Annotated in this window: 20 protein-coding genes and 1 rRNA gene; 15 read left to right on the top strand and 6 right to left on the bottom strand. The window is 73.5% G+C overall.

Annotated elements, in window-relative coordinates; translation table 11 throughout:
* Positions 1-93 (top strand): 5S ribosomal RNA (rrf, locus tag ACFYZF_RS26330); the annotation flags it as partial.
* Positions 94-233: 140 nt separating this feature from the next.
* Here the strand turns inward: rrf and ACFYZF_RS26325 are convergent.
* A complete protein-coding gene (locus tag ACFYZF_RS26325; protein ID WP_387025118.1) occupies positions 234-917 on the bottom strand; it encodes a hypothetical protein in 684 nt (227 codons plus the stop codon).
* A gap of 69 nt (positions 918-986) precedes the next feature.
* Between ACFYZF_RS26325 and ACFYZF_RS26320 the strand changes: the two genes are divergently transcribed.
* The 3 genes from ACFYZF_RS26320 (at position 987) to ACFYZF_RS26310 (ending at position 5,367) form a co-directional block, all read left to right on the top strand.
* Positions 987-3,605, top strand: coding sequence for a valine--tRNA ligase (locus ACFYZF_RS26320; RefSeq protein ID WP_387025116.1), 2,619 nt, complete (start codon positions 987-989; stop codon positions 3,603-3,605).
* Positions 3,606-3,700: 95 nt separating this feature from the next.
* Positions 3,701-4,972: a bifunctional folylpolyglutamate synthase/dihydrofolate synthase gene (locus tag ACFYZF_RS26315; RefSeq protein ID WP_387025140.1), complete on the top strand. Its 1,272-nt coding sequence runs from the start codon at positions 3,701-3,703 to the stop codon at positions 4,970-4,972.
* The gene (locus tag ACFYZF_RS26310) at positions 4,969-5,367 is read left to right on the top strand and encodes a DUF4233 domain-containing protein (RefSeq protein WP_387025114.1); all 399 of its coding nucleotides are present in this window, start codon (positions 4,969-4,971) and stop codon (positions 5,365-5,367) included. Before ACFYZF_RS26315 ends, ACFYZF_RS26310 begins: the two co-directional genes overlap by 4 nt.
* A 109-nt stretch (positions 5,368-5,476) precedes the next feature.
* Here the strand turns inward: ACFYZF_RS26310 and ACFYZF_RS26305 are convergent, their stop codons facing one another.
* On the bottom strand, positions 5,477-6,835 hold the full coding sequence (locus tag ACFYZF_RS26305; protein WP_387025112.1) for a VOC family protein: 1,359 nt from the start codon (positions 6,833-6,835) through the stop codon (positions 5,477-5,479).
* Positions 6,836-6,979: 144 nt separating this feature from the next.
* Between ACFYZF_RS26305 and ndk the strand changes: the two genes are divergently transcribed.
* Positions 6,980-7,405 (top strand): nucleoside-diphosphate kinase, encoded by a 426-nt coding sequence (gene ndk, locus ACFYZF_RS26300; protein WP_387025110.1) that lies wholly within the window; start codon positions 6,980-6,982, stop codon positions 7,403-7,405.
* 47 nt (positions 7,406-7,452) lie between these two features.
* On the opposite strand, the gene sigJ is transcribed toward ndk, so the two are convergent.
* Both sigJ and ACFYZF_RS26290 read right to left on the bottom strand, forming a co-directional pair.
* Entirely contained in the window at positions 7,453-8,385 is a 933-nt protein-coding gene (gene sigJ / locus ACFYZF_RS26295) for an RNA polymerase sigma factor SigJ (RefSeq protein ID WP_387025108.1), read from the bottom strand.
* Positions 8,334-8,774, bottom strand: coding sequence for a carboxymuconolactone decarboxylase family protein (locus ACFYZF_RS26290; RefSeq protein ID WP_161691808.1), 441 nt, complete (start codon positions 8,772-8,774; stop codon positions 8,334-8,336). Before ACFYZF_RS26290 ends, sigJ begins: the two co-directional genes overlap by 52 nt.
* A 274-nt stretch (positions 8,775-9,048) precedes the next feature.
* Between ACFYZF_RS26290 and ACFYZF_RS26285 the strand changes: the two genes are divergently transcribed.
* A complete protein-coding gene (locus ACFYZF_RS26285) occupies positions 9,049-9,750 on the top strand; it encodes a lysophospholipid acyltransferase family protein (RefSeq protein WP_387025106.1) in 702 nt (233 codons plus the stop codon).
* Between the two features lie 73 nt (positions 9,751-9,823).
* Here the strand turns inward: ACFYZF_RS26285 and ACFYZF_RS26280 are convergent, their stop codons facing one another.
* Positions 9,824-11,647, bottom strand: coding sequence for a hypothetical protein (locus ACFYZF_RS26280; RefSeq protein ID WP_387025104.1), 1,824 nt, complete (start codon positions 11,645-11,647; stop codon positions 9,824-9,826).
* Between the two features lie 248 nt (positions 11,648-11,895).
* Here ACFYZF_RS26280 and ACFYZF_RS26275 point away from each other — a divergent pair, with 248 nt between their 5' ends.
* The 8 genes from ACFYZF_RS26275 to ACFYZF_RS26240 all read left to right on the top strand — a co-directional run bounded on the left by ACFYZF_RS26275 (position 11,896) and on the right by ACFYZF_RS26240 (position 21,535).
* Entirely contained in the window at positions 11,896-13,887 is a 1,992-nt protein-coding gene (locus ACFYZF_RS26275) for a TIGR03960 family B12-binding radical SAM protein (protein ID WP_387025102.1), read from the top strand.
* Positions 13,888-14,059: 172 nt separating this feature from the next.
* Positions 14,060-14,773, top strand: a complete 714-nt coding sequence (locus tag ACFYZF_RS26270; RefSeq protein ID WP_387025138.1) for a TIGR03936 family radical SAM-associated protein — start codon at positions 14,060-14,062, stop codon at positions 14,771-14,773.
* Positions 14,774-14,911: 138 nt separating this feature from the next.
* Entirely contained in the window at positions 14,912-18,034 is a 3,123-nt protein-coding gene (locus ACFYZF_RS26265; RefSeq protein WP_387025100.1) for an Rne/Rng family ribonuclease, read from the top strand.
* A 119-nt stretch (positions 18,035-18,153) separates the two neighbouring features.
* Entirely contained in the window at positions 18,154-18,657 is a 504-nt protein-coding gene (locus ACFYZF_RS26260) for a hypothetical protein (protein WP_387025098.1), read from the top strand.
* Between the two features lie 168 nt (positions 18,658-18,825).
* Positions 18,826-19,140 (top strand): 50S ribosomal protein L21, encoded by a 315-nt coding sequence (gene rplU, locus ACFYZF_RS26255; RefSeq protein WP_161691814.1) that lies wholly within the window; start codon positions 18,826-18,828, stop codon positions 19,138-19,140.
* 11 nt (positions 19,141-19,151) lie between these two features.
* On the top strand, positions 19,152-19,409 hold the full coding sequence (rpmA, locus tag ACFYZF_RS26250) for a 50S ribosomal protein L27 (protein ID WP_387025096.1): 258 nt from the start codon (positions 19,152-19,154) through the stop codon (positions 19,407-19,409).
* 94 nt (positions 19,410-19,503) lie between these two features.
* Entirely contained in the window at positions 19,504-20,979 is a 1,476-nt protein-coding gene (gene obgE, locus ACFYZF_RS26245; RefSeq protein WP_387025094.1) for a GTPase ObgE, read from the top strand.
* 106 nt (positions 20,980-21,085) lie between these two features.
* On the top strand, positions 21,086-21,535 hold the full coding sequence (locus tag ACFYZF_RS26240; RefSeq protein WP_387025092.1) for a GNAT family N-acetyltransferase: 450 nt from the start codon (positions 21,086-21,088) through the stop codon (positions 21,533-21,535).
* A gap of 111 nt (positions 21,536-21,646) precedes the next feature.
* On the opposite strand, the gene ACFYZF_RS26235 is transcribed toward ACFYZF_RS26240, so the two are convergent.
* The gene (locus ACFYZF_RS26235; protein ID WP_387025090.1) at positions 21,647-22,117 is read right to left on the bottom strand and encodes a DUF4383 domain-containing protein; all 471 of its coding nucleotides are present in this window, start codon (positions 22,115-22,117) and stop codon (positions 21,647-21,649) included.
* Positions 22,118-22,310: 193 nt separating this feature from the next.
* On the opposite strand from ACFYZF_RS26235, the gene ACFYZF_RS26230 reads away from it, so the two are divergent.
* Positions 22,311-23,105, top strand: coding sequence for a hypothetical protein (locus ACFYZF_RS26230; RefSeq protein WP_387025088.1), 795 nt, complete (start codon positions 22,311-22,313; stop codon positions 23,103-23,105).
* Positions 23,106-23,121 lie beyond the last annotated feature (16 nt).

Here is a 23,121-nt window from a genome sequence, read left to right as displayed (position 1 = left end):
ACGCCCGGTTACATTCCGAACCCGGAAGCTAAGCCCTCCAGCGCCGATGGTACTGCACTCGGGAGGGTGTGGGAGAGTAGGACACCGCCGGACATCTTTCGGTCAGGGCCACCCCTTCGGGGGTGGCCCTGACGCGTTTCCGTGACCATTTCCGAATCCGGATCAGGCCGCTCCGGCGTGATCGCTCGCTCCGGGTGTGAACGGCCTGAACGCGGTCTTCGGGGTGCTGCGGCTCAGGAACGGGTCTGGACATCCTCGCGGATCTGCCGCATCAGGTCACCGGCGGCGTTCAATGGGCGCCCCGGCATCATCGCCAGCGCGACGCTGCCGTGGTCCGCCCAGCCGCAGACAGCGAAGTCACCGCCGTCGCCGCTGGTGGTGCCGCACTTCATCACCCCGCCGAACCGGCCGGCCGGCACCTTGCGCAGCCCGGTGACCTTCCCGGTCTCGTCGGCCATCAGGCCGAAGAGGGTGTCCAGGTCGCGTTCGGGCTGCCACAGCAGGGTGGTACCCCCGAAGAGCAGCACCGAGCGCTTGTCGTCCGCCGGATCGCGGTACACGACGCCGAGGCTGCGATCCAGGTCGATGTCGGCGGACAGCCCGTCGCGCAGGTAGTCGGCGGTGCTGCGGGCCCGCTCGCTGTCGTCGCGTTGCAGGCCGGCGACGGTGGCCGGAGCAGCCAGCCGGGCGTCCTTCTGCTGTGCCACCCGCCAGCCGGCGACGCCCAGCGCCCCGACGCCGGCGAGGCCGGCCGCCAGGAGCACGGCGAGGGCGATCCGTCCGCGCCGGGATTGGGGACCGCGCCGCCGGGGCCCGTCCTGCGGGTTCCGGTTGCTGAGCCGGATCGGTTCCTCGGTGAGGTCGATCGGCTCGGGCTCGTCGGCGAGCGGGCGCTCGGTGAGATGTGCGTCGGACATAGCCGACACCGTACGCGAAGGGCAGGTGGCGCACGTCGGGTCCGCGGAAGCGCTCCGTAGACTTTCAGGGTGACCGACAGACTGGATGCCCGACGCCCCGACGCCCCGACCCTGCCCGCCCAGTACCAGCCGGGCGAGGTTGAGCAGCGACGGTACGAGCAGTGGGTAGCCGCCGGGCACTTCCGGGCGTCGGCCCAGAGCGACAAGCCGCCCTTCGCCATCGTCATTCCGCCGCCCAACGTGACCGGCTCGCTGCACATGGGCCACGCGTTCGAGCACACGCTGATGGACGCTCTGACCCGGCGCAAGCGGATGCAGGGCTTCGAGGCGCTCTGGCTGCCGGGCATGGACCACGCCGGCATCGCCACCCAGAACCTGGTCGAGCGGCAGCTCGCCGGCGAGGGCCTGTCCCGGCATGACCTGGGCCGGAAGAAGTTCGTCGAGCGGGTGTGGCAGTGGAAGGCCGAGTCCGGCGGCGCGATCCTGGGCCAGATGCGCCGCCTCGGCGACGCGGTCGACTGGGACCGCGAGCGCTTCACCATGGACGCCGGGCTGTCCCGGGCCGTGCAGACCATGTTCAAGAAGCTCTTCGACGACGGGCTGATCTACCGGGCCAACCGGATCATCAACTGGTGCCCGCGCTGCCTGACCGCGTTGTCGGACATCGAGGTGGAGCACACCGACGACGACGGCGAGCTGATCTCGATCCGGTACGGCGACGAGGTCGTGGTGGCCACCACCCGGGCCGAGACGATGCTCGGCGACACCGCGGTGGCGGTGCACCCCGACGACGAGCGGTACCGGCACCTGATCGGCACCGAGGTCGCCCTGCCGCTGACCGACCGGCGTATCCCGATCGTCGCCGACGAGCACGTCGACCCGAGCTTCGGCACCGGCATGGTGAAGGTGACCCCGGCGCACGACCCGAACGACTTCGAGATCGGCCAGCGGCACGACCTGCCCGCCCTGACGATCATGGATGAGCGCGGCATCATCACGGCACCGGGCCCGTTCGAGGGCCTGGACCGGTACGAGGCCCGGCCGGCGATCGTCGCCGCGCTGCGCGAGCAGGGCCTGATCGTGGCCGAGAAGCGGCCGTACGTGCACGCGGTGGGCCACTGCTCACGGTGCAAGACCACGGTCGAGCCGCGGCTGTCGTTGCAGTGGTTCGTCAGCACCGCCCCGCTGGCCAAGGCGGCCGGGGACGCGGTGCGCGACGGCCGGGTGAAGGTCGAACCGGCCGAGCTGGCGAAGCGCTACTTCGCCTGGGTCGACAACATGCACGACTGGTGCATCTCCCGCCAGCTCTGGTGGGGCCACCGCATCCCGGTCTGGTACGGCCCGGAGGGCGAGATCGTCTGCGTCGGCCCGGACGAGGAGCCGCCGACCGGCGACGGCTGGCACCAGGACGAGGACGTGCTGGACACCTGGTTCTCCAGCGGGCTGTGGCCGTTCTCCACCCTCGGCTGGCCGGAGCAGACCCCGGACCTGGCGAAGTTCTACCCGACCAGCGTCCTGGTCACCGGTTACGACATCCTGTTCTTCTGGGTCGCCCGGATGATGATGTTCGGCCTCTACGCCATGGACGGCCGGCCGCCGTTCGACGTGGTGGCCCTGCACGGCATGGTGCGCGACGAGCACGGCAAGAAGATGTCGAAGTCGTTCGGCAACGTGGTCGACCCGCTGGACTGGATCGACCGGTTCGGCGCGGACGCCACCCGGTTCACCCTCGCCCGGGGCGCCAACCCGGGCCAGGACGTCCCGGTCAGCGAGGACTGGTGCCAGGGTTCCCGCAACTTCTGCAACAAGCTGTGGAACGCCACCCGGTTCGCGCTGATGAACGGCGCCCACACGGGAGGTCCGCTGCCGCCGGCCGAGCAACTCTCCACCGTCGACCGGTGGATCCTGTCCCGGCTGGCGCACGTCACCGCCGAGGTCGACGAGCAGTTCGAGGCGTACGAGTTCGCGAAGGTCTGTGACCTGCTCTACCACTTCGCCTGGGACGACGTCTGCGACTGGTACGTGGAGCTGAGCAAGCCGGTGCTCGCCGAGGGCGGGGCGGCGGCCGACGCCACCCGGCGGGTGCTCGGGCACGTGCTGGACCAGCTCCTGCGGCTGCTGCACCCGGTGATCCCGTTCGTCACGGAGGAGCTGTGGATCGCGTTGACCGGCGGGGAGACGGTGGTGACGGCCGAGTGGCCGGCAGCCGACCGTACCGGGATCGACGACGCCGCGGAGGGCGAGGTCGGCACCGTCCAGCGGGTGGTGACCGAGATCCGGCGGTTCCGCTCGGACCAGGGTTTGCGGCCCACCCAGCGGGTGGTCGCCCGGCTCGACGGCCTGGCCGGCGCGGGCATCGCCGCCCACGAGCGGCTGATCCGCTCGCTGGTCCGGCTCGACCCGGCCGGCGACGACTTCCAGGCCAGCGCGACCCTGGCCATGCCCGGTGAGGTGAGCGTCGCGCTGGACACCCGGGGCTCGATCGACGTGGCCGCCGAGCGGGCCCGGCTGACCAAGGACCGCGCCGCCGCCGGGAAGGAGGTCGCGCAGGCCCGCGCGAAGCTGGACAACCCGGCGTTCGTGGGGAAGGCCCCGGAGCCGGTGGTCGCCAAGATCCGCGACCGGCTCGCCACCGCCGAGGCCGACCTGATCCGCATCGATGCCGCTCTGGAGGCGCTGCCCTCGTGACCGACCGTAGCGATCGCACCCACCGCACCGCTCGCGGCGTCGACGGCGAGTTCGCCGCCGTCGACGCCGAGCTGGCCGCGCGCGGGTTCACCCGCATGCACTTCGAGCTGGACCGGATCGAGACGCTGCTCGACCTGCTCGGCAGCCCGCAGCGGGCGTACCCGTCGATCCACCTGACCGGGACCAACGGCAAGACCTCGACCGCCCGGATGATCGACTCGCTGCTGCGGGCGTTCGGGCTGCACACCGGCCGGTACACCAGCCCGCACCTGGAGACCGTCCGGGAGCGGATCAGCCTGGACGGGGAGCCGGTCAGCGAGGAGCGCTTCGTGGCCACGTACCGCGAGGTGGTGCCGCTGGCCGAGCTGGTCGACCAGCGCTCCGCCGAGCCGTTGACCTACTTCGACCTGACCACCGCGCTGGCGTTCGCCACCTTCGCGGACGCCCCGGTCGACGTCGCGGTGGTCGAGGTGGGGCTCGGCGGGGCGGAGGACTCCACCAACGTGATCCAGGCCGGCGTCGCGGTGCTCACCCCGATCGGGCTGGACCACACCGAGTGGCTGGGCGACACCCTCCAGGACATCGCCCTGCACAAGGCCGGGATCATCCACAAGGGGGCCACGGTCGTCTGCGCGGCACAGGACGAGGAAGCCGCCCGGCCGATCCTGGAGCGTTGCGCCGAGGTCGGCGCGACAATCGCCCGCGAGGGGTCGGAGTTCGGCGTGCAGCGCCGTTCGGTGGCGGTCGGCGGCCAGGTACTCAGCATCCAGGGCCTCGGCGGGGTGTACGAGGACATGTTCGTCCCGTTGCACGGCGCGCACCAGGCGCAGAACGCGGCGGTGGCGCTCGCCGCCGTGGAGGCGTTCCTCGGGGCGGGGGCGAATCGGCAGCTCGACGTGGAGGCAGTCCGGGAGGGTTTCGCCGCCGTCAGCTCGCCCGGCCGGCTGGAGAAGGTGCGTAACGCGCCGACGGTCCTGCTCGACGGGGCGCACAACCCGCACGGGATGGCGGCCACGGTTACCGCTCTTCAGGAGGAGTTCGCGTTCAGCAAGCTGGTCGGCGTGCTCGGTGTGCTCGGCGACAAGGACGCGGTGAGTCTGCTGGAGCTGCTGGAACCGGTGCTCGACTCGCTGGTGGTCACCCGCAACAGCTCGCCGCGGGCGATGCCGGCCGAGGAGCTGGCCGAGCTGGCCCGGGACGTCTTCGGGGAGGACCGGGTGGCGGTGGCCGAGGACATGCCCGACGCGATCGAGGCGGCGGTGGCCGAGGCCGAGGCCGACGTCCCCGGCGAGCTGTCCGGGGTCGGCGTGCTGATCACCGGGTCGGTGGTGACCGTGGCCGACGCCCGTAGGCTGTTCAAGCGATGACCGCCCCGGACCCCGACCTCCCGGCGGAGGGCGTCGGCGACGGGTCGGGTCAGCGGCGCTCCGGGCTGCGCAACCCCGAGGGGGCGGTGCGGGGCCTGGGCGCCGGGACGCTCGGCCTGGAGGCCCTGGTGCTGCTGCTCGCGATCCAGCCGATCCGGGTGGTCGGCGGGGAGCTCAGCGGCGCGGCCGTCGCGGCGATCGTGGCGTTGGCCGTGGCGGCGGTGGTGCTCGCCGGCATGATGCGTCGGCGGTGGGCCTGGTACGCCGGAACGGTGCTCCAGGGGGCGCTGATGCTCGCCGGGCTGCTGCACTGGTCGCTGCTGGCGGTGGGGATCATCTTCGCCCTGGTCTGGGGGTACGCCCTGCACGTGCGCCGGGTGATCCTCAGCCGCTGAGCCGCGGCCTGCGGGACGGCTCTCCGCAGCGCGCTCTCCGCGGCCCGGCTCTCCGCGGCCCGGCTTCCTGCGGCGCGGAGCCCGGTGTCGGAGGGCCGTCCCCACACGTTCAGGCGTCGGCGCGGGTGCGCCACTGGGTGAGGGCGATGCCGTGGCCGTCCGGGTCGCGGAAGGCCGCCGCCCAGACCTCCAGTTTGGTGCCCCGGTTCACCACCCTCGGGGCGTACGTGAAGCGGACGCCGGAGTCGCGCAGCCGCTCGTACGCGCCCTGGATGTCATCGACCTCCAGGTTCACGTGGACCAGACGGCGGCTCATCGGGGCCGCGCCGGTGACCTCGCGCAGCACCAGCCGGGTCGTCCCGGAGGCGAGCACGGCGTTGCCGGCGCCCCGGTCGACCTCCTCGAAGCCGAGGGTGTCCCGGTAGAACTCCAACGACCGGTCCAGGCCGGTGACCAGCAGGGTGATGCCGACCCCGCTGATCGGGGCCGCTGCGTCGGCGGCCTCGGTCTCCGGGTCGTAACCGAAGATCGCCTCGTCCAGCTCGTGCTGGTCGGGGGCCGGCCCGAGGCGCGGGGCCGGGTCGTCCAGCGGCACGTCGATGGGGTCGGCCGGGGCACCCGCGTCGATGGTCTCGACGGGGACGGTCGGGTCGAAGCGTTCCTCGGCCGGCGGGCGGGGGGCCGGGGTGGCCCGCCGGGGCAGCGGGCCAGAGGCCGGGTCCACCAGCGTCCCCTCCAGCACGACCGGGCCGCCCGGCCGCTGGTGCATCACGACCGGCTCCCGGCCCTCCGGCAGCGGGCCGAGGTCGTCGTCGCGCAGCGGGTCGGGCCCGGGTGGGTCGCGCAGGTCATCGTGGAAACCGGACGAGCCGCGCACGTCGTCGTGGAAACCGGGCAGGTCGCGCAGGTCGTCGCGGAAGTCGTCGTCCGGGATGCGATCGGCCCACGGCGGCGCCTCCTGCTGGATCAGCACCTCGTCGACCGGGTCGGCGCCCGCGTACTCGGGCGGGAGGTCGGCCATCGCCGCCGCGGCGGTCTCCGCGTGGGTGGGCACCTCGTCCCAGAGGACGCGGACGTGCCGTTGGTCGTCCAGGGCCACCCGGATCGGCAGGGCCTGCCCGATCGAGGGCCACTTCGCTACCGGGACCCGCGGCTCGATGATCTTCTTCGACCGGGGCGGCAGGCCGGGCGCGTCGATGACGAGCTGCAACTCGCAGCGGCCGAACGCGTACGCGCTGGGCGGCTCGGAGGCGCTGTGCACGTGCCCGACGCCGACCACCCAGGTCCGGCCGCCGCCGCGCACGGTGGCCAGCGCGATCGCCAGCACCAGCAGGGCCACCCCGAGCGCCACGATCGCCCAGCTGGTCATGCCCAGCCCGAACAGGACCACGAAGGTCGCCACGGTGCCCAGCACCGCCGCGATGAGCTTGCGTACCGGCGCGATGGGTCGATTCCCGCCATTCGCCACTGTGGACCTCCCATGGGTCAAGGGCCAGGCTAGGCCGGATCGGCGACCCAGGGAATAGCGCAGCCGCCGCGCCGGTGCCGGCACCGGGTCGCTAGGCTGACCGTACCCAGCCGAGCCGTCTTCCGCGCACAGGAGGAACCCAGCGTGTCCAGCATCAGCCCGGACGAGCGTTCTCTCGTTCTGATCAAGCCCGACGCGGTCGGCCGTGGCCTGGTCGGTGAGATCCTCTCCCGCTTCGAGCGCAAGGGCCTGCGGATCGACGCCATGGCTTTCCGGACGATGGACGGCGACTTCGCCGACCAGCACTACGCCGAGCACGTCGACAAGGCGTTCTACCCGCCGCTGAAGGGGTTCATGACCAGCGGCCCGCTGGTGGCCCTGGTGCTCTCCGGCGACCAGGCCATCGAGGTGGTGCGCGGCATGATCGGCAGCACCGACGGCCGCCGGGCCGTCGCCGGCACCATCCGGGGCGACTTCTCCCTGTCCAACCGGGAGAACCTGGTGCACGCCTCCGACTCGACCGACAGCGCCAAGCGCGAGATCGCGCTCTGGTTCCCCGAGCTGGGCTGACGGCTTCCCGACGCCGGGCGCGGCGGGGGCGGGCCCGGGCCGCCGGCTCACCCCGCCAGCCGGGTGAGCTTCTCCGGGTTGGCGACCACGTACAGGCCGGTGATCCGGCCGTCGGCGACGGCCACGGTCAGCGCGTACCGCCGGCCGCCGGGCCAGTGCACGACGTACCCGGCCCGGCCGTTGAACTCGACGGGGACCGTGCGCGGCGTCGGCCGCCGGGGCCCGAGGACTCCGGCGAAGAAGCGGGCCACCCGGTCCGCCCCGCGTACCGGGTTGCGGGCCGCCCTGGCCCGGCCGCCCCCGTCGGTCCACGATGTGACGTCGGTCGCCATCAGGTCCGTCAGCCGGGCCAGGTCGCCGTCGCGGGCCGCGGCGAGGAACGCGTCCAGCAGCCGCCGCTGCTCGCCCGGTTCGGCCGTGAAGCGTCGGCGGTCGTCGGCGATCCGGGCCGCCGCCCGGTGGTGCAACTGCCGGCAGTCCGCTGCGGACCGGTCCAGGATCTCGCCGACCTGCGCGTACGGCAGGTCGAAGGCGGTGCGCAGCACGTAGACCGCGCGCTCCGGCGGAGCAAGCCGCTCCAGCAGGTGCAGCAGCGCGAGGGACAGCGAGTCGCGCAGCTCCGCGTGCTCCGGCGGCCCGAACGGCGAGGGCGCGGTGGGCACCGGCTCCGGCAGCCAGGGCCCGACGTACGTCTCCCGGGTGGCCTGCCGGGCCCGGAGCCGATCGATGGCGAGCCGGGTGACCACCCGGGACAGGTAGCGGCGCGGCTCGGCCACCGCCGCCCGGTCGACGCCCAGCCACCGCAGGTACGCGTCCTGGAGCACGTCCTCGGCGTCGTGCAGGCTGCCGAGCATCCGGTACGCCAGGCCGAGCAGCATCGGCCGGTGCACGTCGAGCGCACCGGCCGCCTGCGTCGTCCCGGCCGTCGTCACCCGTCCGTCGGCGGCTGCCGCCGGGTGGCGGCCACGATCCGGTTCCACACGTTGATTGTGGCAATCGCGACCGTCAGGTCCGCCAGCTCCTTCTCCGACCAGACCTTCGCGGCGGCGTCCCAGACCTCGTCGGGCACCCCGTGCTCCCCGAGGCGGGTGAGCGCGTCGGTGAGCGCGAGCGCGGTCCGTTCCCGTTCGTCGAAGAAGGGCGTCTCCCGCCAGGCCGCCACGGCGAACAGCCGCCGGCTGGACTCGCCCGCCGCGAGGGCGTCCCGGCTGTGCATGTCCACGCAGAACCCGCAGCCGTTCAGCATCGACGCGCGCAGCTTCACCAGTTCCAGCACCGTGTGGTCGAGGTTCGCGCGGGTGTACCGCTCCAGCCCGGCCACCGCCCGGTACGCCTCCGGCGCCACCGCCTCCAGATCGATCCGACTCATCGTGTTCTCCCGTCCTCGTCGGTACAACAGGACGACGGGCGGCGGGGGCGTCGATGTGACGGCGGCGGGTGTGACGCCGGTCATGCCGCCGCCAGCCGGCCTCCGAGGCCTCGCTGGAGGCCCGGGCCGCCGGCCGAGACGGGCCCTTTCCGGGAGGAGCCCCTGCCCGGCAGCCCTCCGCCACGCGGCGGACGGCCCGGCCACCCGTTCGGCCCGGCGTGACCGCGTCGGCTAACGTGACATCGCCCTGTCCAGCACGACCGCCGGAGGACCAGTGCCGCTGCTCTACACCATCGGCAAGCTCACCGTGGCGCCCGCGCTCCGGTTGGCCTTCCGACCGACCGTGGAGGGTTTGGAGCACATCCCGGCGACCGGTGGCGCCATCTTCGCCGGCAACCACCTCTCCGTCGCCGACGAACTGTTCCTCGGCACGGTCGTGCCCCGGCACCTGGCGTTCTGGGCGAAGTCGGAGTACTTCAAGGGGACCGGCCCGAAGGGCGCGTTGTCGAAGTTCGTGCTCACCGGGCTGGGGGCCATCCCGGTCGAGCGGGCCGGCGGCCGGGCCGCGCTGTCCGCGTTCGACGCGGCGATCCCGGCGCTGCGAGCCGGTGACTTCGTCGCCGTGTACCCGGAGGGGACCCGCTCACCCGACGGGCGGCTCTACCGGGGCCGCACCGGGGCCGCCCGGCTGGCGGTCGCGGCCGGCGTCCCGATCATCCCGGTCGGCATGACGGGCACCGACAAGGCACAGCCGATCGGCACCAGGGTGCCCCGGCCGGGGCGGGCGGACATCGTCGTGCGGTTCGGCAAGCCGCTCGACTTCACCGGCCGCCCGGACGACCGGACCTCGCTGCGGGAGATGACCGACGAGGTGATGAGCGAAATCCAGAAGCTCACCGGCCAGGAGTACGTGCCGCGTTACGCCCCGCCCCGTGCGCGTCCGGCGGCCGAGGGCGAGCCGCCGGCCCCGGCCTGACCGGCCCCGGTCTCCTCACTCCCGGTCCCTGGCTGCCGGCCTCGCCCGACCCCACCCCTGGTCGCGCCGGGCCTCAGCCCGTCGCGCCCGGGGCCTGGTCGGGCGTGACGATCTGCTTGCGCATGGTGTCCAGCAGTCGGGCGCTGTCGTCGACGGAGAGCTGGGTGAACACGCCGGTGGTGAGGCTGCCGTGGTCGACCGAGGTGCACACCACCACGTCGGTGCCGTCGAGGGCACCGACGGCGCAGCGCTCGAACCGGCCCCGGACGCCGGTCTCCACCACCTGCTTGTCCCCGAGCCGGTACGGCTCCGTCAACCGGGTCATCTCGTCGTCCGCGTCGCCCTCCGGGGTCAGCCGGAACCCGGTGCCGCCGAACACCGCCACCGGCTTGCCCGCCGACGAGGCGTACACGCCGGCGAAGGTGTCCTCGGTCAGGAGGTGCGCCTTGCGCACCTCCTTCTCCAGTTCTTTCGCGGTGGCCTGGCTTCGGGCGTCCTCGCGCAGCGACAGGTCGGAGATCTGCTGCGGCAGCGCGGCGCTCGCCGGGTACTGCTCCCACATCGGCTTGACCCAGTAGGCCGGGCAGCCGCAGCAGCAGGCGATGCTGAGCAGCAGCACCCATGGCCAGCGCCGACGGCGCCGGCGGGGGGCCTTCGGCGCGGGCGGCGGCGTCGGTGCCGCCGGCGGCGGGGCGGGCCGGTGCTGCTGCGGCGGCCGGGACGGCGCGACCGGCAGAGCCGGCGGCGGCACGTAACGCGGCGGGGCGGGCGGTGACACCTGACGCGGTAGGGCCTGCGGTGGCATCTGACGGGTCGGCGCTGGCGGCCGGGCCACGGGCGGCGGCGAACTGACGGGCCGGGCCGCGGGCGACACCGGCCGGGCACCCTGCGGTGGGGTGGCCGGATGGGCCACCGGCGGCGGGGTCGGGGGCCCGACGACGGGTGCCGAGCCGGCGGCCGGCCCCGGGTGCCGGCGGGCGGCCGGCGGCGTCGGGTACGACAGCGTCGGCGGCAGCGGGGGCAGCTCGGCGGAGTGCAGGTCCCAACTGCCGGTGTCCACGCCGGCCCACGGGTCCACCGGCACCTGGCTCTCCGGGGGCGGCAGCGGGCCGTGCCCGACCGGGGCGGGTGGCGGTGGGGTGGGTTCCGCCGACTCGCCCCAGTTCCTCCTGCGTCGCGGCGGCGGTGGGACCGGCGCGGAGCCGGTCCACCGGGGCGTCGGCGGCGCGGAGGCGGCGGGGTCGAGGGTGGTCCGGTCCGGCCGGGCGTCGACCTTCGTCGGGTCGGGGGCCGGAACAGCCGGCGTCGGCCCAGCACCGCCGCGAGCCGGGTCCGGGCCGGCCGGCGTGTCCCCGATCCGGGTGGGGTCGGGGCCGGTTCGCTCCGGCGTGGCCTCGATCCGGGTCGGGTCCGGGCCGGTTCGCCCCGGCGTGGCCTCGACCGCGGTGGGGTCCGGGCCGTTCTGTCCGACGGTCGCCTCGGCCGCGGTCGGATCCGGCCCGGCCGGCTGGGGGACGGTGTCGGCTGCCAGAGGCGGGGTGACCGGTTCGGGCCGCGTCCCGGGGTCGCCCCGGGTGGGCCCCCGCGAGGCCGGCTTCTCGGCCACCGGTCCGGGATCGCCGGCCTGGAGGGTCGCGTCGGGAGCGCCGTCACCCGGGGTGCCGGCGGAGCCGGTGGCGTCCTCCGTCGGGGTGGCGTCCTCCGTCGGGGCGGGCGGGCCCTCCGGGTCCACGGCCGGCACGCCCGCGGTGGCGGGCGGCGCGGTGGCGCCGCGCGGGCCCGGCGGTGGTTCGGGGGAGGGGGCCGACTCGCCGGCGGTGGCCAGATCCTGGCCCCGGTCGGCGGCCGGGGTGCCCCCGTCGGCCGGTCGGTCTGCTCCCGGCTGCGGGTGCGGCATCGCGGCAATCTCCTCTCGCGCCGGTCCGAGGTTAGTACCGGCGTGCCACCGACCGCGATTCGACCATGTCCCGGTGGCGCGTGCCGGGCACCAGCAGCCGGACCGGCCGATGCCGGGCTCGTGGGCGGGGTACGCCCCGGCCGCGACGCTGATCAGCGTAGGCGCGACCGGTCCTTTCCGGGGCGGGGCCGGACGCGCGGCGGATGCGACGCGGCGGCCGGTGGGCGGACGCCGTACCCTTGGAACACATGAGCGTCCCGTCCACCACCCCGCGCCCCGCCGCGGCCAACTCCGTCTGGCCTCGGCTGGAGCCGCTGCTGCCCCAGGTGACCAAGCCCATCCAGTACGTCGGTGGCGAGCTGGGCGCGGTGGTCAAGGACTGGGACACGGCGACCGTCCGCTGGGCGTTGATGTACCCGGACGCCTACGAGGTCGGGCTGCCCAACCAGGGCGTGCAGATCCTGTACGAGGTCCTCAACGAGCTGCCTGACGTGCTCGCCGAGCGGACGTACGCGGTCTGGCCCGACCTGGAGAGCCTCATGCGCACGCACGGCGTGCCGCAGTTCACCGTCGACGCCCACCGCGCGGTCCGCGACTTCGACGTGTTCGGCATCTCGTTCTCCACCGAGCTGGGCTACACCAACCTGCTCACCGCGATCGACCTGGCCGGCATCCCGATGCTCGCGGCGGACCGCACCGACGCCGACCCGGTGATCGTGGCCGGCGGGCACGCCGCGTTCAACCCGGAGCCGATCGCCGACTTCATCGACGCCGCCGTGCTCGGCGACGGCGAGGAGGCGGTCCTGGAGATCACCGCGATCGTCCGGGAGTGGAAGTCCGAGGGCTCCCCGGGCGGCCGGGACGAGCTGTTGCTGCGGCTGGCCCGCACCGAGAGCGTCTACGTGCCGCGCTTCTACGACGTGGACTACCTGCCCGACGGGCGGATCCAGCGGGTCGTGCCGAACCGGGCGGACGTGCCGTTCCGGGTGCACAAGCGCACGACGATGGACCTGGACGCCTGGCCGTACCCGAAGAAGCCCCTGGTGCCGCTCGCCGAGACCGTGCACGAGCGGTACGCGGTGGAGATCTTCCGGGGTTGCACGCGGGGCTGCCGGTTCTGCCAGGCCGGCATGATCACCCGGCCGGTCCGGGAGCGGTCGATCACCACGGTGGGGCAGATGGTGCAGCAGGGGCTGGAGTTCTCCGGCTTCCACGAGGTGGGCCTGCTGTCGCTGTCGTCGGCCGACCACTCCGAGATCGGCGACATGTGCTCCGGCCTGGCCGAGCAGTACGCGGGCACCAACGTGTCGCTGTCGCTGCCGTCGACCCGGGTGGACGCGTTCAACATCGACCTGGCCCAGGAGCTGTCCCGCAACGGCCGGCGCACCGGTTTGACCTTCGCCCCCGAGGGCGGGTCGGAGCGGATCCGCAAGGTGATCAACAAGATGGTGTCGGAGGAGGACCTGATCCGCACCGTCGTCACCGCGTACAGCAACGGCTGGCGGCAGGTCAAGCTGTACTTCATGTGCGGCCTGCCCACCGAGACCGACGACGACGTGCTCCAGATCGCCCGGATGGCCCACGAGGTCATCAAGGCGGGCCGGGCCGCCACCGGCTCGAAGGACATCCGCTGCACGGTTTCCATCGGCGGGTTCGTGCCGAAGCCGCACACCCCGTTCCAGTGGGCGAAGATGGAGCGGCCGGAGGTCATCGACGGCCGGCTGAGGATGCTCAAGCAGGAGATCAACTCGGACCGGTCGCTCGGTCGGGCGATCGGCTTCCGCTACCACGATGGCGAGCCGTCGCTGATCGAGGGCCTGCTCAGTCGCGGCGACCGCCGCGTCGGTGCGGTGATCCGCCGGGTCTGGGAGAACGGCGGCCGGTTCGACGGCTGGAGCGAGCACTTCTCGTACCAGCGCTGGGTGGACGCCGCCGCCGCGACGCTGCCGGCCTTCGGTGTGGATCTGGACTGGTACACCACCCGGGAGCGCGACGAGCTGGAGGTCCTGCCCTGGGACCACCTGGACTCGGGCCTGGACAAGGACTGGCTCTGGAAGGACTGGCAGGACTCGACGTCCGAGTACGAGCAGGACGACTGCCGGTGGACCCCCTGCTTCGACTGCGGGGTCTGCCCGTCCATGGACACCGAGATCCAGATCGGCCCGACGGGCCAGAAGCTGCTCCCGCTCACCCCGCTCAACGGCGCCGGCCTGAAGGTGCCCACCCACACCCACCCCTGACCCACGGCCGGCCACCACCGCCCGCTGCGTTGATCAGGTAGGTGTCGTCACGGTCACGGCATGTCGGAGACGGCACCTGCACGACCAACCGGTTCTGAGTCCGAGGAGCACGACGATCAGCAGGAAACCACAGCCGGAGGGCGGGCAGGCCCCGATCGTCCAGCGTGTCCGGATCCGTTACGCCAAGCGTGGACCGCTGCGGTTCACCTCGCACCGTGACTTCGCCCGTGCCTTCGAGCGGGCGTTGCGTCGGGCGGGTGTGCCGATCGCCTTCTCGCAGGGCTTCACCCCGCACCCCAAGATCTCCTACGCCAGCGCCGCCCCGACCGGGGTGGCCAGCGAGGCGGAGTACCTCGAGATCGGGCTCCGCGAGCCGGTCGACCCGGAACAGTTGCGGGCCGCCCTGGACGCCGCCCTCTCGCCCGGCCTCGACATCCTGGAAGCTGTCGTCGCCTCCGGCGGTGGTCTTGCCGACCGGATCGAGGCGTCACACTGGCGGATCGAGTTGCCGGGGGTCGAGCCGGCCGTGCTGGATCGCGCGGTGGCCGCCTTCACCGCCGCTGAGGAGGTCCAGGTCGAGCGGATGACCAAGCAGGGCCGCCGCACCTTCGATGCTCGCGCGGCAGTTATCAGCATCGATGTGATTGCGTCTCCGCAGACGCCTTCCGGGGCCCCGGCCGTACCGTGTGCGATACTCGAACTGGTCGTCCGGCAGGTCACCCCGTCCGTACGACCCGATGACGTCCTTTCCGGCCTCCGCGCGGTGGCCGACCTGGAGCCGCCGGTCGCCCCGAGGGTGATCCGGCTGGCGCAGGGCACGTTGACCGCGCAGGGCGCGATCGTGGATCCGTTGGACGCGGACCGCATCGGGGCAGCCATCGTATGAGCGTTGACCGTCGGTCAACGCTCGGGCAGGCAGACTTCGGCGGTCGCGCACCTCGCGCGCCCGGCGGAAACACTTTTGCGGCAACCCTGCGTGGCAGCGCTCAACCGCGCCCGGGGCAGCCAGAACTGGAGAACCTCCATGCTCGAGAACGAGCCCGAGGGCGGCGAACGGACCGGTGCACAGCCGGCCGGCGAGACCGCTGACCGCACCACCGACACCGGCGGCGGCACCGTCGCCGGCACAGCCGAGGGCGTCGCCCCGGTCGGCGGGTCCACCGCCGCCCAGCAGGCGCCCGGTGGGGAACCGGCCGCCGAGGCGCCGCCCGCCCCGCCCCGCAAGCGGGCCACCCGGCGGCGGGCTGCCCCGCTGAACCAGCCGGAGCAGACCGACGCGCCGACGGAGGCGTCCACCTCCGCCGGCTCGACCAGCAGCGAGTCCCCCCAGGCCGAGGTCTTCGCCCCGATCGCCGGTGAGCTGGATGAGGCCCCGAAGACGCCGCGCCGCCGCCGCAAGGCGACCACCGCGAAGGCGGCGGAGGAGCCGGTCGTCGCGGCCGGCGTAGAGGAGGCGTCCGCCGAGGTCGTACCCCCGGTGAAGGTGACCCGGACCCGCCGCCGCAAGGCCACCGCGCCCGCGGCGGAGGCCCCGGCCGAGGCCGGCGCCGAACCGGCCGCCACCCAGGCGGAGGCGTCGTCCGCCGCCACCCAAGCCACGTCCGCGCCCGCCGCCGATCAGCCGGTCGACGGCGCGGCGGCCGAGGACGAGGAGACCGACCAGGCCGCGGAGGCCACCCGGGCAGCCGAGGCGCAGGCCGCCGCCGGCACCCGGCCCAGCGGCGCGGAGAACCGCGCCGGGGAGGTCCCGCCCGGCGCGGCCGTGCCCGCCGTGCCTCCGGCCGTGCCCGTCGAGGCGACCGAGCCCGCCGAGCCGAAGACCCGGCGGCGTCGGGCTGCGCTCTCCGCGCCCACCGTGCTCTTCATGGCACCCCAGCCGGAGGAGGCGCCGGTCGCCCGGGTCGTGGTGCCCGTCGTGATCGAGGAGGAGCCGGCCGAGGAGCAGCCCGAGCCGACCCGGCGACGTCGCCGCGGTCGCCGCGAGGCCGAGCTCGTCGAGGCGGTGGAGCCCATCGAGGAGCCCGTCATCGAGGAGGCCGAGGAGGCCGCCGAGGACGACGAGGATGAGGACGAGGACGAGGACGAGACCGCGGCGGCTCGCCGGCGGCGTCGGCGTGGCCGCCGGGGCCGGGGGCGCGGCAAGGGCGGCGCGGACGACGACGCCGACGAGGACACCGAGGAGACCGCCCAGGCCGAGGAGGAGACCGCCGAGGCCGAGGGCGACGAGGACGAGGGCGAGGAGAGCGGGGACGGGCTGACCCGCCGCCGCCGCCGTCGTCGTCGGCGGGGCGCCGGGGACAGTGACGGCGGTGCCGACGACGGCGTGCCCACCGTCGTGAAGATCCGCGAGCCGCGCAAGGCCGTCGACGAGGTGCAGGGCGTTTCCGGGTCGACCCGACTGGAGGCGAAGCGGCAGCGCCGCCGCGACGGCCGGGAGCAGCGGCGGACCCGTCCGCCGATCCTCAGCGAGTCGGAGTTCCTGGCCCGCCGGGAGGCGGTCGACCGGGTGATGGCGGTACGCCAGCGCGGCGACCGTACCCAGATCGCCGTCCTGGAGGACGGTGTGCTGGTCGAGCACTACGTCACCCGCAACTCCTCCGGCACCATGGCCGGCAACGTCTACCTCGGCAAGGTGCAGAACGTCCTGCCGAGCATGGAGGCGGCCTTCGTCGACGTGGGTCGGGGTCGCAATGCCGTGCTGTACGCCGGCGAGGTGAACTGGGACACCACGGGTCTGGAGGGCCGGGCCCGCTCGATCGAGCACGCCCTCAAGTCCGGCGACTCGGTGCTGGTGCAGGTAACCAAGGACCCGATCGGGCACAAGGGCGCCCGGCTGACCAGCCATATCGCCCTGTCCGGCCGGCACCTGGTGTACGTGCCGAACGGCAACGCCTCCGGCATCAGCCGCAAGCTGTCCGACACCGAGCGCAAGCGGCTGCGTGACGCGCTCAAGAAGCTGGTCCCCGACGGGGCGGGCGTGATCGTCCGGACCGCCGCCGAGGGGGCGAGCGAGGACGACCTGGCCCGGGACGTCGAGCGGCTCCAGGCCCAGTGGGAGGACATCCAGGCCAAGGTGGCCTCCGGTGGCGCCCCGGTGCTGCTCTACGGGGAGCCGGACCTGGTCATCCGGGTCGTGCGGGACCTGTTCAACGAGGACTTCCGCGAACTGGTGATCGAGGGCGACGAGTCGTACGGGATGGTCGAGTCGTACCTCTCGCACGTCTCGCCGGACCTGGTCGACCGGGTGCGCCGGTACGTCGGCACCAGCGACGTGTTCGCCGAGTACCGGATCGACGAGCAGATCCTCAAGGGTCTCGACCGGAAGGTCTTCCTGCCCTCCGGCGGTCATCTGGTGATCGACCGGACCGAGGCGATGACCGTGGTCGACGTCAACACCGGCAAGTACACCGGTGCGGGCGGCAACCTGGAGGAGACGGTCACCCGCAACAACCTGGAGGCGGCGGAGGAGATCGTCCGCCAGCTCCGGCTGCGTGACATCGGCGGCATCGTGGTGATCGACTTCATCGACATGGTGTTGGAGTCGAACCGTGAGCTGGTGCTGCGCCGGCTCACCGAGTGCCTGGGCCGGGACCGCACCAAGCACCAGGTCACCGAGATCACCTCGCTGGGCCTGGTGCAGATGACCCGCAAGCGGATCGGCGCGGGGCTGCTGGAGGCGTTCAGCGAGACCTGCGACTGCTGCAAGGGCCGCGGCGTGGTCATCCACACCGAGCCGGTGCCGGAGAAGCCGCGCGCCGCGGGTGCGGGGGAGAAGGTCAAGGCGGTCGCCTCGGCCGTCACCACCCCCGCCCCGGCCGAGCAGGCCGGTGGGGCATCGCCGCGGCGGCGGGCCCGCAAGAACGCCGCGCCGGAGCGCACGGTGGTCGAGGTGGCCGAGGCACCCGAGGCGCCGGGCGGGAGCGCGGTCGTCGAGTACCACGACACCATGGGCTACGACCTGTCCCGGTACGAGGCGGACGCGGCTGCCGCGCCGGCCGGGACGGACAGCCAGCAGGGCGAGTCCCCCCGGCTTGCCGGGGCCGACGACCCGGACGCCCTGGGCGACGAGGCCGACGGCGACACCGAGGGCGGCACCGGCCGGCGCCGGTCCCGCCGGGGCGGTACCCGGCGGCGCACCCGCCCGTGACCGGCTGACCTTCCGCGCGTCCCGCAGGGCCCCTTCCCCGGCAACAGCACCGGTGGGCGGGGCCCTGTCGGTCATCCCGGCCCCGGTTAGGATCGGCCACCCCGGTCAGGAGAAGAAGAATGCGTCGTCTGCTCGCCCTCGCCGCCGCCATGGCGGTCCTGTCCGCCGGGGCGGCCTGCTCCGCCGAGCGCTCCGGACCGAGCGGTTCGCCGCCCGCGGCGGCCGGGGCCAGCTCGGGGGCGGGGGGAACCGGCCCTGGCGCGGCCGGCGGGTCGCTCGGGCCGCCGGCCGGTGGGAACGGCCCGGAGGTCTGCGCCGCAGCCCAGAAGGCCAGCGGTGCGGCGGTCCGCACGTACGTGGCGGAGCTGGGCCGGATGATCGGCGCGGTCGGGGCCAACGACAGCGCGACGGCGGAGGCTGCCCGCAAGCGGGCCGAGGCCGCGTTGGCCGGCTGGCGCACCGCGCTGCGACAGCAGTCCGCCCGGGCCACCGACCCACAGCTCAAGACGCTGCTGGCCGACCTGGCCAGCGAGGTGGGCACCCTGGGCACCGACGTGGACGCGATCGACGAGGAGGAGCTGGACGAGCTCCAGCAGCGCCTCGACCAGCTCTGCGCCCGCTGACGGGGCGGGGGCCCGGTTTGGGCGTCAGCCCACCGATGGCGTAGGCTATCTTGCGGCGCACTTTGGTGTGCCGAGTTCCCGCGTGCCCACGCCGCCGTGCCTCTGCTACCCGGTGAGCCGCCGAGGGAACGCCCGCCAGCAGCCTCAACGACAGGGAGTCCGCCTCCGATGTACGCGATCGTCAAGACCGGCGGCAAGCAGTACAAGGTCGCCGAGGGCGACGTGATCGAGGTCGAGAAGCTCGCCGGTGCCCCCGGTGACGCGGTGAAGCTCACCGCGGTGCTCCTCGTCGACGGTGACGACCTGGTGACCGACGCGACGAAGCTTGCCGAGGTCGCAGTGTCCGGCGAGATCGCCGCACACACCAAGGGCCCGAAGATCAAGATCCACAAGTTCAAGAACAAGACCGGCTACCACAAGCGCCAGGGTCACCGCCAGCCGCTGACCCAGGTCAAGGTGACCGGCATCTCCAGCGGGAAGTAGGTCGTCCTCAAATGGCTCACAAAAAGGGTGCGTCCAGCTCGCGTAACGGCCGTGATTCTGCGGCCCAGCGGCTCGGCGTGAAGCGCTTCGGTGGTCAGGTCGTCAGCTCGGGTGAGATCCTCATCCGTCAGCGTGGCACCAAGTTCCACCCCGGTGACCTGGTCGGCCGTGGCGGCGACGACACGCTCTTCGCGCTGGCCGCCGGCTCGGTCCTGTTCGGCACCAAGCGCGGTCGCAAGACCGTCAGCATCGTACCGGCGCAGCAGTAGTTCGAAGGCGTTGCGGGCCGCGGACCGGTAGGTCCCGGCCCGCTTCGCCTTTTCTCGTACGCGCGGGGAGTGTCCCGCTGGAAGGATTGACGACGTGACGATGTTCGTGGACCGGGTCGTCCTGCACCTGCAGGCCGGTGACGGCGGGCACGGCTGTGTCTCGATCCACCGGGAGAAGTTCAAGCCCTTCGGCGGCCCGGACGGCGGCAACGGCGGGCACGGCGGCAGCGTGACCATGGTCGTCGACCCGCAGGTGCACACCCTGCTCGACTTCCACTACCATCCGCACGTCAAGGCCGAGAACGGCAAGGGCGGCGCGGGCTCGAACCGGGACGGCGCGAACGGGCGCCAACTGGTGCTCAAGGTGCCCAACGGCACCGTCGTGCAGACCCCGGACGGCGAGGTGCTGGCCGACCTGGTCGGTGCCGGCGCCACGTTCGAGGTGGCCCGGGGCGGCCGGGGTGGCCGGGGCAACGCCTCCCTGGCCAACTCCCGGCGCAAGGCCCCCGGCTTCGCCGAGTTGGGTGAGCCCGGCGACCAGCTCGACGTGGTCCTGGAGCTCAAGAGCGTCGCCGACGTCGGCCTGGTCGGCTTCCCGTCGGCCGGCAAGTCGTCGCTGATCTCGGTCATCTCGGCGGCCAAGCCGAAGATCGCCGACTACCCGTTCACCACGCTGGTGCCCAACCTGGGCGTGGTCCAGGCCGACAACCACATCTTCACGGTCGCCGACGTGCCCGGCCTGATCCCGGGTGCGGCCACCGGCAAGGGCCTCGGGCTGCAGTTCCTCCGGCACATCGAGCGCTGCGCGGTGCTGGTGCACGTGATCGACACCACCACCCTGGAGCCCGGCCGGGATCCGCTGGCCGACATCGACGCCCTCGAGGCCGAGCTCGCCGAGTACGGCGGGCTCGTGGACCGGCCACGCATCGTCGCCCTGAACAAGGTCGACGTGCCGGACGGTCGGGACCTCGCCGAGATCGTCCGCCCCGACCTGGAGGCCCGCGGCCTGCGGGTCTTCGAGGTGTCCGCGGCCACCCGCGAGGGCCTCAAGGAGCTGATGTTCGCCATGGCGGAGCTGGTCGAGCAGGGCCGCACCGCCGCCACGCCGACCGAGGAGACCCGGATCATCATCCGCCCGAAGGCGGTCGACGACACCGGCTTCACCGTCGAGGCGGAGTCGGACGGGTCGTTCACCGTCCGGGGCGTGCGTCCGGAGCGCTGGGTGCGGCAGACGAACTTCGACAACGACGAGGCGGTGGGGTACCTGGCCGACCGCCTGGCCCGTCTCGGCGTCGAGGACAAGCTGGCCAAGGCCGGCGCGAACCCCGGCGACCTGGTGCGGATCGGCGAGCGTGAGTTCGACTGGCAGCCCACCCTCTACGCGGGCGTCGACTTCGTCCCGGGCAACCGGGGCACCGACGTGCGGCTGGAGGAGAAGTCGTCCCGGGCCTCGGCCGCCGAGCGGCTCGCCGCGCGCAAGTCCCGCCGGGTGCGTTCGGACGACGAACTGGGGGCCGACGGGACGGCCGCCGAGTCGGACGTCGACCTCGACGCCGACCTAGACGAATAGCTCCGGCGGCCCGGCGGGCGGCCCTACGACGAACCGCTCGCCGGGCTCCGCCGCCGGGTCATCCGCCGGAAACCTGGGGGAAACCCGGGCGGCCTACGTTCTCGGGATGCTGATCGAATCGCGGCCCACCACCGACCCGGAGATCGCCACCCTGGTCGCGGCGCAGCAGCGGGAGCTGCGGGAGGCCGACGGCGGCCTGGAGGGCCAGGCGACCGTCACCCACGACGACATCCGCTACCTCGCGTTCGTGGCCACCGGCCGGGCCGTCGCCTGCGGCGGCATCCAGGAGCTCGACCCGCGCACCGGCGAGCTGAAGCGGATGTACGTCCGGCCCGCGTACCGGGGGCGGGGGATCGCCCGGCAACTGTTGGCCGCGCTGGAGGAACTGGCCTTCCAACAGGGGTACGCCGAGATCCGGCTGGAGACCGGCAGTTACCTGCCGGCGGCCATCGGCCTCTACACCTCCTGCGGATACGCCCCGATCCCGGTGTTCGGCGAGTACGTCGCCAACCCGTACAGCCGCTGCTTCGCCAAGCACCTCCCGGTCGCGGCCTGACCCCCCCGTCCCCGGTGCGGGGCCGACGCTTCGGCGGTCCCGGCTCCCACGACCGGGCCTGGGCCGCCGCGCCGCCGTCGGGCGTGACGACAAGGGGAGCGGGGCGACGGGTCAGGGGCGGTCGAACGGGTCGTCGAGCCGGTTACCCGTGCCGGCCCGCTCGGACAGCAGCAGACCCAGGGCGAGCATGCCGAAGCCGAGCGCCAGGTGCAGCCAGTTGTCCGCGCCGTTGAGCGGGATGAAGTTGACCGCGCTGTGCTCGGCGGAGAACTCGATGGCGAACCCGTAGAGCCAGAGCCCGAGGTAGACCGCGCCACCGCCGGCCAGGAAGATCCGCGCGCCGCCGACGCTGCGGGCGAGGACCAGCCCCGCCAGGCCGAAGAGCAGGTGCAGGGCGTTGTGCAGGACCGACACCTGGAACAGGCCGAACAGCTTCGCGCCGGAGGTGTGCCCGGCGAAGGTCAGCTCGTGGTAGCCGGTGGTGACGCCGGGGACGAAGCCGAGCACGCCGAGCAGGAGGAACAGCGCGGCCACCGCGGCGGCGGCCTGCCGCACCCGGGGCTTGGGGGTTCCGTGCGCCATCGCTGTCACCTCCGTGGATCAGCAGCTCCCGACGATCCTCCATTCTGTGTATGCGCTCACACATTCCGCAGAGAAATCAGGAATCAGGTATAGCGGGTGGGACCGAGGGTAGGTCAAAAGACGCCGGCGGTATGAAGGCCAGCGAATCCCAACGAAGTGATACCGCGACGACTTTTCGAGCGGAAGGGGCATCATGACCTACGATCTGTCACCCACGACCTCCACGTACGGGGCGGAGCCGAGCAACGGCGTCCGGGAGCAGGCCCGCCAGGTGGGCTCCGAGGCCGCGCACGCCGGCGACGCCGTCGCCCAGACCGCCAAGGAGCAGGGCCGGGAGGTGGTCGGCGAGACGAAGCGCCAGGCCCGCAACCTCTACGGCGAGGCACGCGACCAGCTCGCCGGCCAGACCGGTGAGCAGCAGCGCCGGGCCGCCGGCGGGCTGCGCTCGCTGGCCGACGAGATGCGCTCGATGGCGCAGCAGGGCGGCCAGGCCGGCCCGGTGACCGAGCTGGCCCACCAGGCCGCCGACCGGGTCAACGGCGTGGCCGGCTGGCTGGAGGAGCGGCAGCCCGGCGACATCGTCAACGAGGTCAAGGGCTACGCCCGCCGCAACCCGGGCACCTTCCTGGTCGGCGCCGCCGTGCTCGGCGTGCTCGCCGGCCGGCTGACCCGGAACCTGTCCGCCGCGTCCGGCGGCACCGGCGGCGCCCGCGGGGCGTACGGCCCGACCGACGGCTACGACCCGGAGCGGACCGCCGTCATCCCGACCCCGCCGGCCCCCCAGATCGCGCCGGGCGGCTACCTCGACCCGACCCCGGGCACCTACGCCGGGTCCGACGCCGGCTATTCCGGCCAGGGCGCGGCCTACCCCGACCCGGGTACGACCACCGGGTACGCCGATCCGGCCGGTGGCACCGGCCAGCCGCTGCCTCCGGTGACCCAGACCGACCCGCTGCCGGGCGTGCCGTCCAGCGGCATCCGTCCGTGACCGCGCGAGCCATCCG

This window comes from Micromonospora sp. NPDC001898 (assembly GCF_042891255.1).
Lineage (GTDB): Bacteria > Actinomycetota > Actinomycetes > Mycobacteriales > Micromonosporaceae > Micromonospora.
This window is presented reverse-complemented; position numbering and strand designations above follow the sequence as displayed.

Bases quoted from the DNA above. Each gene is read 5' to 3' on its own strand.
- rpmA (WP_387025096.1), top strand. From the start codon at position 19,152: ATGGCTCACAAAAAGGGTGCGTCCAGCTCGCGTAACGGCCGTGATTCT.
- ACFYZF_RS26260 (WP_387025098.1), top strand. From the start codon at position 18,154: ATGCGTCGTCTGCTCGCCCTCGCCGCCGCCATGGCGGTCCTGTCCGCC.
- ACFYZF_RS26315 (WP_387025140.1), top strand. From the start codon at position 3,701: ATGCACTTCGAGCTGGACCGGATCGAGACGCTGCTCGACCTGCTCGGC.
- ACFYZF_RS26240 (WP_387025092.1), top strand. From the start codon at position 21,086: ATGCTGATCGAATCGCGGCCCACCACCGACCCGGAGATCGCCACCCTG.
- rplU (WP_161691814.1), top strand. From the start codon at position 18,826: ATGTACGCGATCGTCAAGACCGGCGGCAAGCAGTACAAGGTCGCCGAG.
- ACFYZF_RS26275 (WP_387025102.1), top strand. From the start codon at position 11,896: ATGAGCGTCCCGTCCACCACCCCGCGCCCCGCCGCGGCCAACTCCGTC.
- ACFYZF_RS26265 (WP_387025100.1), top strand. From the start codon at position 14,912: ATGCTCGAGAACGAGCCCGAGGGCGGCGAACGGACCGGTGCACAGCCG.
- ACFYZF_RS26325 (WP_387025118.1), bottom strand. From the start codon at position 917: ATGTCCGACGCACATCTCACCGAGCGCCCGCTCGCCGACGAGCCCGAG.
- ACFYZF_RS26290 (WP_161691808.1), bottom strand. From the start codon at position 8,774: ATGAGTCGGATCGATCTGGAGGCGGTGGCGCCGGAGGCGTACCGGGCG.
- ACFYZF_RS26230 (WP_387025088.1), top strand. From the start codon at position 22,311: ATGACCTACGATCTGTCACCCACGACCTCCACGTACGGGGCGGAGCCG.
- ACFYZF_RS26280 (WP_387025104.1), bottom strand. From the start codon at position 11,647: ATGCCGCACCCGCAGCCGGGAGCAGACCGACCGGCCGACGGGGGCACC.
- ACFYZF_RS26235 (WP_387025090.1), bottom strand. From the start codon at position 22,117: ATGGCGCACGGAACCCCCAAGCCCCGGGTGCGGCAGGCCGCCGCCGCG.
- ACFYZF_RS26310 (WP_387025114.1), top strand. From the start codon at position 4,969: ATGACCGCCCCGGACCCCGACCTCCCGGCGGAGGGCGTCGGCGACGGG.